Source organism: Streptococcus sp. CL9.43, from assembly GCF_049737935.1.
GTDB classification, from domain to species: domain Bacteria; phylum Bacillota; class Bacilli; order Lactobacillales; family Streptococcaceae; genus Streptococcus; species Streptococcus infantis_I.
Window position 1 is genome coordinate 261,863 of sequence record NZ_JBKOTS010000001.1, and the last position, 13,905, is coordinate 275,767.

Annotated in this window: 14 protein-coding genes; 1 reads left to right on the forward strand and 13 read right to left on the reverse strand. The window is 39.7% G+C overall.

Features of this window, described 5'->3' with window-relative positions:
• Window positions 1-82: 82 nt before the first annotated feature.
• From ACLNCS_RS01260 to ACLNCS_RS01275, 4 genes are all read right to left on the reverse strand, one after another.
• Window positions 83-1,249 (reverse strand): MalY/PatB family protein, encoded by a 1,167-nt coding sequence (locus ACLNCS_RS01260; protein WP_424846833.1) that lies wholly within the window; start codon window positions 1,247-1,249, stop codon window positions 83-85.
• A gap of 4 nt (window positions 1,250-1,253) precedes the next feature.
• The gene (locus ACLNCS_RS01265; protein ID WP_004252395.1) at window positions 1,254-2,348 is read right to left on the reverse strand and encodes a cystathionine gamma-synthase; all 1,095 of its coding nucleotides are present in this window, start codon (window positions 2,346-2,348) and stop codon (window positions 1,254-1,256) included.
• A gap of 141 nt (window positions 2,349-2,489) precedes the next feature.
• Complete coding sequence (locus ACLNCS_RS01270; protein WP_424846836.1) at window positions 2,490-4,448, reverse strand: peptide ABC transporter substrate-binding protein; 1,959 nt, start codon at window positions 4,446-4,448, stop codon at window positions 2,490-2,492.
• A 188-nt stretch (window positions 4,449-4,636) separates the two neighbouring features.
• Window positions 4,637-6,259, reverse strand: a complete 1,623-nt coding sequence (locus tag ACLNCS_RS01275; protein WP_424846838.1) for a putative polysaccharide biosynthesis protein — start codon at window positions 6,257-6,259, stop codon at window positions 4,637-4,639.
• A 105-nt stretch (window positions 6,260-6,364) separates the two neighbouring features.
• Here ACLNCS_RS01275 and ACLNCS_RS01280 point away from each other — a divergent pair, with 105 nt between their 5' ends.
• Window positions 6,365-7,810 carry a UDP-N-acetylmuramoyl-L-alanyl-D-glutamate--L-lysine ligase gene (locus ACLNCS_RS01280; RefSeq protein WP_424846840.1) on the forward strand — a complete coding sequence of 482 codons (1,446 nt, stop codon included), beginning with the start codon at window positions 6,365-6,367 and terminating at the stop codon, window positions 7,808-7,810.
• Between the two features lie 39 nt (window positions 7,811-7,849).
• Here the strand turns inward: ACLNCS_RS01280 and ACLNCS_RS01285 are convergent, their stop codons facing one another.
• From ACLNCS_RS01285 to rpsR, 9 genes are all read right to left on the reverse strand, one after another.
• Window positions 7,850-8,500 (reverse strand): DUF1803 domain-containing protein, encoded by a 651-nt coding sequence (locus ACLNCS_RS01285; RefSeq protein WP_254733524.1) that lies wholly within the window; start codon window positions 8,498-8,500, stop codon window positions 7,850-7,852.
• A complete protein-coding gene (locus ACLNCS_RS01290; protein ID WP_254733525.1) occupies window positions 8,484-8,996 on the reverse strand; it encodes a YiiX/YebB-like N1pC/P60 family cysteine hydrolase in 513 nt (170 codons plus the stop codon). Before ACLNCS_RS01290 ends, ACLNCS_RS01285 begins: the two co-directional genes overlap by 17 nt.
• Before the next feature lie 63 nt (window positions 8,997-9,059).
• Entirely contained in the window at window positions 9,060-9,995 is a 936-nt protein-coding gene (locus ACLNCS_RS01295; protein ID WP_424846843.1) for a manganese-dependent inorganic pyrophosphatase, read from the reverse strand.
• Window positions 9,996-10,079: 84 nt separating this feature from the next.
• Window positions 10,080-10,364, reverse strand: coding sequence for a GIY-YIG nuclease family protein (locus ACLNCS_RS01300; RefSeq protein ID WP_195184158.1), 285 nt, complete (start codon window positions 10,362-10,364; stop codon window positions 10,080-10,082).
• The gene (locus ACLNCS_RS01305) at window positions 10,354-11,103 is read right to left on the reverse strand and encodes a tRNA1(Val) (adenine(37)-N6)-methyltransferase (RefSeq protein WP_303404935.1); all 750 of its coding nucleotides are present in this window, start codon (window positions 11,101-11,103) and stop codon (window positions 10,354-10,356) included. The genes ACLNCS_RS01300 and ACLNCS_RS01305 overlap by 11 nt, the downstream gene beginning before the upstream one ends.
• A 49-nt stretch (window positions 11,104-11,152) precedes the next feature.
• Entirely contained in the window at window positions 11,153-11,515 is a 363-nt protein-coding gene (locus tag ACLNCS_RS01310; RefSeq protein ID WP_004252382.1) for a S1 RNA-binding domain-containing protein, read from the reverse strand.
• Window position 11,516: 1 nt separating this feature from the next.
• Window positions 11,517-12,917, reverse strand: a complete 1,401-nt coding sequence (locus ACLNCS_RS01315; protein ID WP_424846846.1) for a bifunctional Cof-type HAD-IIB family hydrolase/peptidylprolyl isomerase — start codon at window positions 12,915-12,917, stop codon at window positions 11,517-11,519.
• A gap of 80 nt (window positions 12,918-12,997) precedes the next feature.
• Window positions 12,998-13,501 (reverse strand): GNAT family N-acetyltransferase, encoded by a 504-nt coding sequence (locus tag ACLNCS_RS01320; protein WP_004244450.1) that lies wholly within the window; start codon window positions 13,499-13,501, stop codon window positions 12,998-13,000.
• A gap of 148 nt (window positions 13,502-13,649) precedes the next feature.
• Entirely contained in the window at window positions 13,650-13,889 is a 240-nt protein-coding gene (gene rpsR, locus ACLNCS_RS01325) for a 30S ribosomal protein S18 (RefSeq protein WP_000068664.1), read from the reverse strand.
• Window positions 13,890-13,905: the final 16 nt, after the last annotated feature.

The window sequence follows — 13,905 nt, forward strand, 5'->3', positions numbered from 1 at the left end:
TTTACTTTATCTCTTAATTATACCATATTTTCGCCTATGAAAATAGCCTTCTAGGAAGACTTTTCTCCTAAAAGGCTAGTTTTTAAAGATTTGAAAAAGTGGCAATGATTCGTTGGCAGACTTCTTCCAAAATAGATGTTGGCATGGCTACATTGAGACGAGCGTGGAGGGCTCCTTCTTCACCAAAGTCCAAGCCCCTGTTCAGGATAACTTTGGCTTCGTCTCTTAAAAGCTTTCTTAGCTCTTCATCGCTAATATCATAGGCTGAAAAATCAAGCCAAATGAGATAGGTACCTTGAGGTTTCATGACTTTAATTTTAGTCTCTTTTCCAAACAATTTGACTACATAATCAATGTGTTTCTCAATCAGTTCTTTGAGTTCTGTCAACCAATCTTCACCATATCGATAGGCAGTTTCTGTTGCCAAATATCCCAAACCTGAGATTTCATGTTGATTATTAGCCAGCTGGCGTTTTTGGAAAGCAAGTCTCAACTTATGATTTTCGATAATAGCGTAAGAATTTTTCGTCCCAGCAATGTTGAAGGTCTTAGTTGCACTACTTAAAATCAGTGAAAATTCTTTAAAATCTTCATTTACAGTGTTGAATGACTGGTGCTTGTTTCCAAATAGAGCTAAATCTTGGTGAATCTCATCAGATACTAGCAAAACTCCATGTTTTTGACAAAGTTGTCCAATCTTCTCTAAGACTTCCTTTTCCCAAACGCGTCCACCAGGATTATGAGGATTGCAGAGAACGTAGAGTTTCACATCTTCTTCGACAAAGTCTTTCTCCAATTGATCAAAGTCAATCTCAAAAAGTCCGTCTTTTTCTACTAGAGAGTTGGTGATTAGTCTACGATTGTTGAGCTTAATGCTTCGAGCAAAAGGAGGATAAACCGGTGTGTTAATCAGAACTGCTTCACCTTCTTTGGTAAAGGCTTGAATGGCTGTTGAAATAGCTGGCACTACCCCTTCGATAAAGACTAGAGCATCCTTTTCAAAGCGATAACTATGGTGTTTTTCCTCCCAGTTTTGAACGGCTTCAATCAATCCATCACTAGCATAGGTATAGCCATAGACTAATTGCTCAGCATAGTCATGGACAGTCTGACGAATCTCAGGTAAGACTTCAAAGTCCATATCAGCAATCCAGGCTGGCAATACTTGACGGTCAGTCTCTGCTTCTTTCCATTTGTAGGTATGATGTCCAAAACGATTGGGCAAAGTCGTAAAATCATATTTCCCCATAGTCTTATCCTTCCAAAGCTTGACGCAAATCTTCAATCAAGTCCCTAGCATCCTCAATACCAATAGACAAGCGCAAAAGGTCATCTGTCAAACCATAAGAATGACGAACCTCTGCAGGAATGTCTGCATGGGTTTGAGTGGTTGGGTAGGTAATCAGACTTTCAACACCACCCAGACTTTCAGCAAAAGAGAATACTTTCAAAGTGTTTAAGATATGAGGGATACGCTTCTCATCTGCCACTTTAAAGGAAATCATCCCCCCGCGACCTGTATACAAGACTTCTTTGACTGCAGGTGATTGTTCCAAAAAGGCTACGATTTCTTGAGCATTTGCTGTTGAGCGCTCCATACGAAGTGACAATGTTTTAAGACCACGAATCAATTGATAACTATCAAATGGTGACAAAACAGCCCCTGTCGTGTTGAGATTGTAAAAGAGTTTTTCGTACAAATCAGCATTATCTGTCACAACTACACCAGCTAGAACATCATTATGGCCTGCAAGGTATTTTGTCGCTGAATGAAGGACAATATCTGCTCCATCTTCAATTGGACGTTGGTAAATCGGGCTATAGAAGGTATTATCGACGACAACTTTAGCACCCTTAGCATGAGCTAACTTTGATAATTTTTCAATATCAAATTCCAACATCAAAGGGTTGGTTGGTGTTTCGATATAAAGTACATCCACATCCTTTTCTAGCTCGGCAATTAGCTCTTCTTCTGTGTTGGCATAGGTAAAGTGGAATCGTCCTTCCTGCTCCACTTGATTGAACCAGCGGAAAGAGCCACCGTAAAGGTCACGGACAGCCAAAACCTTGCTTCCTACTGGAAAAACGCTAAAGGCTAACACAATTGCAGACATACCTGAACTAGTCGCCAAAGCATACTTGGCTGATTCAATAGCTGCCAAAACTTCCTCTGCCTTGCTACGAGTTGGGTTTTTGGTGCGGGTATAGTCAAATCCAGTTGATTGACCAAATTCTGGGTGCTGATAAGTCGTTGAAAAGTGAATAGGTGTAACCAAAGCACCTGTTGCCTTATCAGACTTGATACCTGCTTGGGCTAAAATTGTGTTGATATGAAATGATTTGCTCATACTTTACCTCCAAATCTATAGTAACTATTGTACCACTTATTTTGGATCCTTCGTTTTCTTGTTTTCAAGAGCTAGTTATAGTTTCAAACTATATAAAAACGATAACCTCATTAAAGGTTACCGTTTTTAAATTTAGAGTCATTACTTAACGTGTTTAGCAAAATCTTCTTGGGCTTTTTTATTAGATTCTTCTTTTTCTTTCAGCCATTTTTGTCTAGCTTCTTCATACTCAGCTGTTGTGACAATCTTATCTTGCAATTTCACGTATTTGTAGGATTCAACACCCTTATTACCAGCTTGAGAGAAGGCGGCAGAGAATGGAACTGTTTTTCTCAATGTAGGTGTTCCACCTTTAGAAACGTTTGGAATTGCTAGAGAGCTATCCACCAACCAAGCTTGTGCTTCAGCGTATTTATCATAACGTTTGTTCAAATCTTGTTCAGCATTGGCTTCTTCCAACATCTTAGTATAGACATCCAAACCAACAGCTGTTGCTTTAGAATTGGTTGCTCCTGGTTCCAAACCGAGGTTTTGTAGTGAGCCACCACTTGTTAAGCTAAGAGTATCGAGGTAAGTTGATGGGTCTTGGTAGTCTGGTCCCCAACCACCGTTATAAAGGTCATAGTCTTTTTGTGCAGCTGTATTCGCTAGATAACCAATACTATCCATTTCCTCAGTAGTCAGCATTTGAATATCGATAACGACATTATCTGCACCTAGAACAGATTCAATAGACTGTTTGAAAGAACTTGCCTCTAACACCCCCTTCTTAAAGGTTTGGTCAACCGGTAAATCCAGGTGAATTGGGAATTGAACACCTTTGGCTTCCAATTCTTTCTTGGCTTGAGCAAAGACTTCTTTGGCCTTATCGGCATTGTAGTAAGCATCTTGGGCATCAGCGAAGTTCATATTTTGCCATACTTGACCGTAATTGACCATCTTAGAAGCTACGACATCACCAAAATCTTTACCATCAAGTGTTACAAATGATGGTGGAACAAGCAAGTTTCTGATAATCTTAGTTGCTCCATCTTCCCCTTGAGATTGGGCACCATAAGCAGTACGGTCATAGGCAAAGTTGATAGCCTGACGGAATGATTTATTCAAAACTGCTTCTTGTTGGGCTGTCTTTTCAGCATCAGTTGTTTTTGAAGTATGGTTATAAGATTGTCTATCTAGGTTAAAGTTATAATAGTAGGATGTCGCATCTTGCATGCTGTAAATAATATTATCTTTATTCTTTTCCTTAATTCCTTCAAAGCTCGAACTATTTGGATAGAGACGTGCGTAGCTGTAAACTCCTTCCATGAAGTTACGTGCCAAGGCATCTTGGTCGCTTCCATCGTAGTAAGTCAACTTCACTTCATCTACGAATACATTTTTTGCATCCCAGTAATTTGGATTTTTCTTGTATTCCATGACAGATTTAGAAGTGAAAGATTTGAGAATAAATGGACCGTTGTACAAAAGATTTGCTGGATCCACTTTACCGAAATCATCCCCTTTTGAGTTCAAGAAGTCTGCATTTACTGGGAACAGAATAGTCGCAGTTGTTTTTGAGTTCCAGTAAGGTTCTGGGTGAGTCAAGGTATATTGGACAGTTTGGTCATCTATAGCCTTTACACCAACTGTTGAAAAGTCTGTTGTTTTTCCGTTGATATAGTCATCCAAGCCAGCAACAGAGTCTTGAACGAGATAGAGAGCTTCAGATTTTTTATCCGCAGCATACTTCAATCCTGTCACAAAATCTTGTGCTGTAACTGGGGCGTACTCTTCACCATCTGCTGTATACCATTTGGCGTCCTTACGAAGTTTGTAAGTATAAGTCAAACCATCTTGGGATACAGTCCAGTCTTCTGCCAATGAAGGAATGTAGTTCCCGTATTGGTCATTTTCCATCAAACCGTCTACCAAGTTTGTCACAACATCACCTGTTGTTGCACGATTCTCTAAGAGATAGTTTAGACTAGATGGATCGCTACTGTATACATAATTATATGTTTTAGTAGAACTAGCTGAGTTGCTACAAGCCGCCAATAGCAGACCTGCACTTAGGACAACGCCTGCTAGCGTCAGATATTTTGCCTTAGACTTTTTCATAAACAGAACCTCCAAATTTAAATATTTGTATCATTATACAGCTATTGTTTTTTTTAGTCAAGTGATTATGTTCTAAAATTTATATTTTTCTACATTTTTTATATTTTTTTGTATTTTTTCAAGAAAAAAAGAACAATTTAGACTTTTTTACGTAAAAAGTTCAAATTGTTCGTTTTATTTATAAACTATTATGATAATTTTAATCGTGCTCGTAACTGGTCAGCTTTTGCCTTTCCAATAACCTTATCCAAAAGTCGAGTATAGAGACTCATGACTCCGTAGAGCCCGCCACCGATTACACCAATAAAGGCGACATAGATGAAGCTCCAGAAACGTCCAGTTGGTTGGAAGACAAATCCAATAATCCATTGCAAGAATCCAACCAGGATGAACATGACTAAAGTCAAAATAGTGATCAAGATTGTTCTCTTCAAGATAATCTTTCGGCGAACACCTGTAATCTGACAGATCTCGCGATACATTAAAACAATTGGAATGATAAGACCGATGGTCGTTGAAATGAGAGGACCATAACTATGGAAAATAGCTATCGATGGTAATTGTAGAACAATCTTAGCAATTGAGCCATAAACAAAATACAAGACCGCCTTACGGTTACGGAACATAGCCTGAAGCATTGGTGACAAGACCATGTACAAGCCTAGAATTGTTGATTGCAAGACCGCAAAGATAAATAAGCCCATAGCCAAGCCATCTGGCTTACCGTAAAAGACTGTATAGAGTGGTTCACCTACCATGACTACTCCAACCGTTGCAGGTAAGAGGAATAGGAAGAGCATGGTGATACTATCTTGAACGAGACGAGAAGCTGCTGGTAAATCCCCCTTGACATAGTTCTCCGTCAAGAGAGGCAAACCAACACTACCAATCGAAACTCCAACCGAAATCAAAATCATAGTAATTTTATTAGGATTGGCAGAGAAATAAGAAAACATGACAATTAAGTCTTCATTACTATAGTTGGTAAACCACTTCATACTATTGATAAAGGTATTTTGGTCCAAGATTTGGAAAAGTTGGATAGCCGAACCAGTCAAGATAAAAGGAATAGCTTCCTTAATCGTATCAACCAAAAGACTCTTACTATCAATCTTATCTCGTGTTTCAAAGACTTTTTGGAGCAACCCTTCCTTATAAAGGAAATAAAGCAAGACTGCAAAACTAGCTACCATTCCCACAAAAGCAGCAAAAGTTGATTGGGTAACCGCTGATAGATAATCTTTTGAACCGAGCTTCATGATGATAAAGGTTGCTAAGAGCATCCAAATCACACGGATAACCTGCTCAGCAATTTGACTCATGGCATAAGGTTTAAGATTATTCATCCCTTGGAAAAATCCACGGATAACACTCATAGACGGGAAAATCAAGACAGCCCAAGCTAAACTCTGCATAATGGGAATCAAGTCCTTACCGACACCCGAAAGATCCGCTAACCAAGGCGCAAAGAGATATAAGATCAAAGCAAAGGCAAGTCCCAATACCGTCATAAAGCCTAAGAAACTTCGAATCAGGGCAAAACTATGCTCTTCCTCATGCATGGTATTGTATTTAGCAATCTGCTTAGCTACAGCCACCGGGATACCTGCTGTCGAAATCAACAAGAACCAGGCGTAGATATTATAACCCATGGTAAAGAGTCCGTTAGCCGTAGCAGCATAAGTCCCCATCCAAATATACCAAGGGATAATGTAAATAGCTCCAAGTAGACGACTGATAAAGTTACTAGCTGTAAGCCAGGCAGTCCCGCGTAACATCTGGGCCTGCTGATGATTATTTTCGTTAGACATAACTTCCTCATTCATTTTTAATCACTAGGAAATGTTCCTTATCTTCCATTATAAACTTTTCCTTGTTACTTGTAAAATTCAGACTTTCAGTTTACAATAGAAAGTATGATAAAGATTGAAACCGTATTAGATATTTTAAAGAAAGACGATCTCTTCCGTGAGATTATCGACCAAGGACATTACCACTATCATTTTAATGATGTAACTTTTGATAGCATCTGCTACGATAGCCGAAAAGCAAAAGATAATAGCCTCTTTTTTGTAAAAGGAGCTGCTTTTAAGAAGGAATTTCTTCTTTCGGCAATCTCACAAGGACTCGGTTGGTATGTAGCCGAGCAGGACTACGAAGTAGGCATTCCTGTTATTGTCGTTAGCGATATTAAAAAAGCTATGAGTTTGATTGCCATGAAGTTTTATGGCAACCCTCAGGAGAAATTAAAATTACTTGCTTTCACTGGTACTAAAGGAAAAACTACGGCAGCTTACTTCGCTTACAATATCTTAAATCAGCAACATCGTCCAGCTATGTTATCGACCATGAATACGACTTTGGACGGAAAAACTTTCTTCAAGTCTGCTCTGACAACACCTGAAAGCATCGACCTCTTTGATATGATGGCGCAGGCAGTTGATAATGGAAGAAGCCACCTTATTATGGAAGTTTCCAGTCAAGCCTACTTGGTGAAGCGAGTCTACGGCCTCACTTTTGATGTTGGTGTCTTCCTCAATATTAGTCCTGACCATATTGGTCCTATTGAGCATCCAACCTTTGAAGACTACTTCTACCACAAGCGTCTCTTGATGAAAAATAGCCGAGCAGTTGTCATTAATAGCGATATGGACCACTTCTCTGTTCTAAAAGAACAAGTTGAGAACCAAGATCATGACTTCTACGGTAGCCAGTCAAGTAACCAAATCGAGAACTCCAAAGCCTTTAGCTTCTCAGCTACTGGTAAATTAGCTGGCGATTATGATATCCAGTTGATTGGACATTTCAACCAAGAAAATGCTGTCGCTGCTGGACTTGCTTGCCTTCGTTTAGGTGCTAGTCTTGAAGACATTAAAAAAGGGATTGCTACTACTCGTGTCCCTGGCCGTATGGAAGTTCTCACTCAGAAAAATGGAGCAAAAGTTTTCATTGATTACGCCCATAATGGTGATAGCCTGAAGAAATTGATCTCAGTTGTTGAAACACATCAGACTGGAAAGATTGCTTTAGTTCTTGGTTCTACTGGAAACAAGGGCGAAAGCCGTCGCAAGGACTTTGGACTTCTCCTCGATCAACATCCTGAAATTCAAGTATTCCTTACGGCTGACGATCCAAACTATGAAGATCCAATGGCCATTGCTGATGAAATTAGTAGCTACATCCATCGTCCTGTTGAAAAGATTGCTGACCGTGAACAAGCTATCAAGACTGCGATGTCTGTTACAAGTCAAGAACTGGATGCGGTCATTATCGCTGGTAAAGGAGCTGACTGCTACCAAATCGTCAATGGTGTAAAAGAAGAATATCCAGGTGATGCCGCCATCGCTGAACGTTATCTTTAATCAAACAATAGAAAGGCTAGGAAAATTCCTAGCCTTCTTCTATTTTTTTCTAAAGACGAATCGTTCTTTATCAAATTCTACAGCCAACTCATATTTCCCATCTTCGTTTTGAACGATGTAGCCTAATAAGACTAGACTATCAACAAAGATATCACGTCGTTTCTGTATCAGTTGATTTTTTTTAAGAAACTTGAGCAAAAAAGTAGTCATATACTTGAGAGCATACTCAGGATTGACATCCCCTAAAATTTCATACAGTCTCTGCTGCTCTTCCGTCAGTGGATACTGGAACTTGACCCTGTAGAAGTAATTGGACAAGGTCATCTTTTCCCTTGCAAAATCGGTGTGCTCTTCTAGGATAGCTGCATTTGTTTGATTGCGCAATTCTGTCTGAAAATCTTTCTCCAGGATTTCTTGATAAACAGGACTATTATCTCTCACAAAGACTTCCTGGTCTAGTACAAGAGATTCTGTAGATTCTAGAAAGGGAAGATTGAGATAATAGCGTTTGTTTTCTCTCAAAATCAAACCCGCTTTAATGTATTCCTCCAAAAACTTATCAACTGGTATCTCTGGAAACTGAGCCTTGATTTCACGGAGGATAACATCGTCATGCTGGTCTAGAAAATCAATTAAATCCTTAAAGAATGGCTGTCGCGTTAAGCGAGATGGATTAAAAATATGAATCATAAAGATTCCTTTCTTTACAAACTAAAAGAGGAGATACTGCTAATTGACTTGGATTTGTCCCCGGCTGATTCAGTGGTACAGGAAGCCCCAGCTCTCGATAATATTCTCTCCAGAAATCACTGATTTCCTGTGTATCATCTCCAAACTTCATGGGAATGGTCTCAAAAATAGGAAGAATTTCTGCTACAAACTGGGAACAATAGAAACCATCTCCATCTGGGTAAAAGGACGCATTGTAGGGAGCCCCTAAGAGACTCTCTGCTCGCTTTTTGACCTCTGCACCATCAATCTGCTCATAGTGATAAAGGTCATAGACTTTTCCAGCTTCAAAGAATTCCTCAGGAGACTGAGCAAGGACACCACCTTCTACCGTGGCATGATAGACCTGTCCGTCCAAAAAGATGGCCACATGGCTATAGTGACCAGTAGATTCCTGGATGGCCTGTCCTATATTCGAATCATCTTTCACAAAAATCAAATCGCCATTTTCTAACATACTTCTCTCCTAGCAAAAAAGGAGCCGAAACTCCTTTTTAACAATGGGCTTTCCCATCTATGATTATGCATTAAAGCTTTCAGTCAATTGTGGTACCACTTGTTTCTTACGTGAAACAGCACCTGGAAGGAAAGCGTGGTTGTTTTCAAGTTTGAAGTTGAAAGCTGCTTCTACCTTGTCCATATTAGCACCAAGAGCCAAAATTTCTGAGTTTGAGTTGACGATGTCTGTAATCATCAAGACAAAGTCAGAGTAGCCGTTAGCTGCATTTGCGGCTTGGATGGCTGCTTCGATTTCAGCTTGGCATTCCAAGACTTCAGCAATATCAACTGTATTGACCTGAGCCACACGGACATTGTTTCCATTAAGTTCAAATGTCTTAGCATCGATATCAATCAATTCTTCAGCAGATTTGCTTGCCAAGTTTGTACCAGCCTTGAGCATGGCAAGACCGTATTCTTCCAAGTTCACACCAGCCAATTCAGCCAATTCAGGCGCAATCACCTTATCAGATGGGTGGGTTGTTGGAGATTTCAAAAGAAGAGTATCTGAAATCAAACCTGATAGCATCAAACCTGCGATTTCTTTTGGAACAGCTACGCCATGCTCTTTGAACATGCGGTAAACGATAGATGATGCTGATCCAACTGGTTCCAAACGCATGTAAAGTGGGCTTGCAGTTTCAAAGTTAGCCACACGGTGGTGGTCCACCACACCGTAAACTTCTACTTCAGCGATATCTGAAACAGATTGTTGGAATTCATTGTGGTCTGTTAAGATGACTTGTTCTGCACCTTCTGCTTTAGCAGATGTGATCACGCGCGGTGCGTCTACACCAAAATAGTTCAAGACGAAAGCTGTTTCTTCATTTGGAGTTCCAAGAGCCACCGCTTCTGTGTCCAAACCGTATGCTTCTTTTGCAAGATAAGCAAAAGCTACAGATGAACCAATAGCATCTGAGTCTGGATTTTGGTGACCAAATACTAGAATCTTAGACATGATAATACCTCGTTTCTTTATTCTCTTTATTGTAGCATTTTTTTCAATTTTTGACAAAAATAAGAGGAGCCAAAGGACTCCTCATTACATTTCAAAAGTATCTACTAAATTCTTATTTTGACACTCTTTGAGATAATGTTCTTTTTGCATGCGAGTCTTGCGCTTGAAAAGAGCTTCAGCAGACATGGCTTCTTCCTTGCTGTCAAAACCTTCTGCAAAGATGAGTTTTACCGGCAATCGAGCGCGTGTATATTTTGCACCTTTACCGCTATTGTGAACGGCAATCCGTTTCTTCACATCTGTTGTATAGCCTGTATAGTAGGAACCATCACGACACTCTACCACATACATATAAGCCTTATGATCCATAGTAAATCTCTTGAATTTCTGGTGTATAAGTACCATCACTATTATGAACAATGAGTGGTGGTAAAACCTTAAAACCACTAGTGGAGCCGTCTTTAATAGCCTCAATCAAAAGTATATTAGCTTCCTTCTCCCGTTTAGGATAAACAAATTGCAGACGTTTTGGAGCCAGATTATGCTGTTGGAGCGTATCTAAGATATCTAATAATCGATCAGGTCGATGAACCATTGCCAAACGCCCATTTGATTTGAGAATACTCTGGGCACTACGACAGATTTCCTTAAGATTGGTTGTAATTTCATGCCGAGCTAAAAGGTAATGCTCACTTTCGTTCAGATTAGAATTTGGATCCACTTTAAAATAAGGCGGATTGCATAAAATCAAATCAACCTTGCTCCCCTGAATGTGACTAGGCATATTCTTCAAATCATCACAGATGACCTGCATCTGTCCGTCCAGCCCATTTAAACGCACTGAGCGTTCAGCCATATCTGCCAAGCGTTCTTGGATTTCAACAGATAGAATTTTAGCCTTGGTCCGGCTACTGGCAAACAGTCCAACAGCTCCATTGCCCGCACAAAAATCCACAATTAACCCATTTTTAGGGAAACGAGGAAAGCGTGACAAAAGTACACTATCCACCGAATAGCTGAAAACCTCACTATTTTGAATAATCTTGATATCTGTAGAGAAGAGTTGATTAATGCGCTCTCCTGATTTTAATAATTGTTCTTCGTTCATACTTCTATTATAGCAAAATATAATAACATCACAATGATTTGAGAGGATATCAATTACTGTTTTTCTTTAAATGTTCTAAGGCTTCTCTTGTCCAAACAGGCATCATGCGACCAAGCGGTGCAAAGCCATGTTTGATGCGATCATTCGAAAAACGTCTCCGTCTAGGAAGTTGATGTTTTTCTTCTTCCAAGGTACGAATGGAAAGGCTAGCCTTCCCTGTATATTCGTCAAAATCTACTACTTGTACCTGGACTTCATCACCGATTTTTAAAACCTCGTAAATATTTTCGATAAATCCTGTCCGAATCTCCGAAATATGAATCAGGCCTGTCACTCCTGTTTCTAACTCAACAAAAGCTCCATAGGGCTGAATCCCAGTAATACGGCCATTTAGCTTATCACCGATTTTCATTTTAGTCCTCAATTTCAATAGTTTCAATTACGACATCTTCAACTGGCTTGTCCATTGCACCTGTTTCGACACCTGCAATTGCATCCAAAACTTCATAAGAAGCTTCATCCGCAAGTTGACCGAATACAGTATGACGACGGTCTAGGTGAGGAGTTCCACCTTGTTCTGCATAAATCTCAGCGATTGGTTCAGGCCAGCCACCACGCGCAATTTCTTTCTTAGAATATGGCAAGTGTTGATTCTGCACGATAAAGAACTGGCTGCCATTTGTATTTGGCCCAGCATTAGCCATAGAAAGGGCTCCGCGAACATTGTAAAGTTCTTCTGAAAACTCATCCTCAAATGACTCACCATAGATAGATTCACCACCCATACCAGTTCCAGTTGGGTCTCCACCTTGAATCATAAAATCTTTAATAATACGGTGGAAAATCACACCGTCATAGTAACCATCTTTTGACAGAGCAATAAAGTTGGCTACTGTTTTTGGTGCGTGATCAGGGAAAAGTTTGACACGCATATCCCCATGATTTGTCTTAATAGTCGCAATTGGACCTTCTACTGTTTCAATGTCTACTTGTGGAAAATGTAATTCTTTTTCTACCATACCAAATCCTTCTAAGGCATCAAAGATGCCATCTTCTTCTAATGTTTTTGTAATATAATCTGCTTTTTCTTTGATTGTATCATGAGAAACACCCATAGCGACACTAATGCCTGCATAATCAAAGAGCTCTAAATCGTTAAGTCCGTCCCCAAAAACCATCACATTTTCAGGTTTAAGTCCTAATTGCTCTACCACTTTGGCAACGCCAGCTGCCTTAGAACCAGAAATAGGCACCACATCTGACGAATGTTCATGCCAACGTACCATACGTAAAATCGATGCCAAAGTATCAGGCAAGATTAAATCATCTCCCCGCTCCTCAAAGGTCCACATCTGATAAATATCTTCTTTTTGGTAAAAATCAGGGTCCACCTCTAAATCAGGATAAATCGGGTCAATCGCCTGGCTAATCATCTCTGTTCGCCTTGATAGTTTAGCAGCATGACTTCCCACCAAACCATAATCAATACCAACTTCTTTGGTCCAAGTAATATACTCTTCAACCTTATCTTTAGCGATTTTGTTACTATAAATGACATTGCCCTTTTTGTCCTCAATATAAGCACCATTCAAGGTTACAAAGAAATCAGGTTTGAGGGTTTTAATCTCTGGGACTACACCAAAAATGCCTCGACCAGTCGCAATTCCTGTCAAGATTCCTTTATCACGTAATTGTTTAAAGGCTGTTGGAATAGTGCTTGGAATAAAGCCAGTCTTTGAATTTCGTAAAGTATCATCTATATCAAAAAAGATAATCTTAATCTTCTTAGCCTTGTATCTTAACTTGGCATCCATTATAATACCTCCTTCAATTCACTCCTTCCATTATACCATAAAGAAGAGAAATCCCACATCCCCAATAAAATCCTTGTCTCTTATCCGAATTCCTTTACTAGATACAAAACCAAATCATCATTATTTTGGCTAGTTGCATTCATTTCCAAGGGTTGATTTCGATACCAGACACCTGTCCCATCTGGAATGTAGCCCCGTCTGATATACAATCTCTGGGCAGGGCCATAGCCTAAGTGCAAACCTACACCAAGAGTGACCTTACTCGAAACAAACTTGACTCGTTTTTCTGCTTCTTCTAGCAGTTGATTCCCAATCCCTTGATTTCGAAAAGGCTCAAACACATTAAAATCTGATAATTCTGGATAGACTTCTGCAAAAGGACCATGTTTAGCAGAGGGCAAAATGGTAACGTAGCCCGCTACAGCACCATCAATCTCTGCAACTAAGACTTCTCTCTCCCCACTTTCCTGTTCCAGAAAATATCTAGCCAAAATTTCCTCTCTACCAGGCCAACCTTGATTCATAAATCCATGAGATAAGGATTCAATATCAGACTTAATCATATTTCTAATCGTACAATTCATCTTTGACTTACCCACCTTTACTCTTTCTATTGCCATTATAGCACACCAAGGTCAGAAAAAAACTATCTCGTGAAAAAAGACCCGTAAGGGTCTTAACTCGCTCTCTTGTTTTCGAGCTCATGAAAAAGAGGTCCACTGGACCTCTTTTTTAATCTTCGTTTACGAAAGGCATCAAAGCCATTACGCGAGCGCGTTTGATAGCTGTTGTTACTTTACGTTGGTTTTTAGCTGAAGTTCCAGTTACACGACGTGGAAGGATTTTCCCACGTTCTGAAACGAAACGGCTAAGAAGCTCAGTATCTTTGTAATCAACATATTCAATTTTGTTTGCTGCGATGTAATCAACTTTTTTACGGCGTTTGAATCCGCCACGACGTTGTTGAGCCATGTTTTTTCTCCTTTAT

What these genes read in the sequence shown, in the direction of transcription:
- ACLNCS_RS01260 (WP_424846833.1), bottom strand. Translation starts at nt 1,249, where the DNA reads ATGGGGAAATATGATTTTACGACTTTGCCCAATCGTTTTGGACATCAT.
- ACLNCS_RS01265 (WP_004252395.1), bottom strand. Translation starts at nt 2,348, where the DNA reads ATGAGCAAATCATTTCATATCAACACAATTTTAGCCCAAGCAGGTATC.
- ACLNCS_RS01270 (WP_424846836.1), bottom strand. Translation starts at nt 4,448, where the DNA reads ATGAAAAAGTCTAAGGCAAAATATCTGACGCTAGCAGGCGTTGTCCTA.
- ACLNCS_RS01275 (WP_424846838.1), bottom strand. Translation starts at nt 6,259, where the DNA reads ATGTCTAACGAAAATAATCATCAGCAGGCCCAGATGTTACGCGGGACT.
- ACLNCS_RS01280 (WP_424846840.1), top strand. Translation starts at nt 6,365, where the DNA reads ATGATAAAGATTGAAACCGTATTAGATATTTTAAAGAAAGACGATCTC.
- ACLNCS_RS01285 (WP_254733524.1), bottom strand. Translation starts at nt 8,500, where the DNA reads ATGATTCATATTTTTAATCCATCTCGCTTAACGCGACAGCCATTCTTT.
- ACLNCS_RS01290 (WP_254733525.1), bottom strand. Translation starts at nt 8,996, where the DNA reads ATGTTAGAAAATGGCGATTTGATTTTTGTGAAAGATGATTCGAATATA.
- ACLNCS_RS01295 (WP_424846843.1), bottom strand. Translation starts at nt 9,995, where the DNA reads ATGTCTAAGATTCTAGTATTTGGTCACCAAAATCCAGACTCAGATGCT.
- ACLNCS_RS01300 (WP_195184158.1), bottom strand. Translation starts at nt 10,364, where the DNA reads ATGGATCATAAGGCTTATATGTATGTGGTAGAGTGTCGTGATGGTTCC.
- ACLNCS_RS01305 (WP_303404935.1), bottom strand. Translation starts at nt 11,103, where the DNA reads ATGAACGAAGAACAATTATTAAAATCAGGAGAGCGCATTAATCAACTC.
- ACLNCS_RS01310 (WP_004252382.1), bottom strand. Translation starts at nt 11,515, where the DNA reads ATGAAAATCGGTGATAAGCTAAATGGCCGTATTACTGGGATTCAGCCC.
- ACLNCS_RS01315 (WP_424846846.1), bottom strand. Translation starts at nt 12,917, where the DNA reads ATGGATGCCAAGTTAAGATACAAGGCTAAGAAGATTAAGATTATCTTT.
- ACLNCS_RS01320 (WP_004244450.1), bottom strand. Translation starts at nt 13,501, where the DNA reads ATGAATTGTACGATTAGAAATATGATTAAGTCTGATATTGAATCCTTA.
- rpsR (WP_000068664.1), bottom strand. Translation starts at nt 13,889, where the DNA reads ATGGCTCAACAACGTCGTGGCGGATTCAAACGCCGTAAAAAAGTTGAT.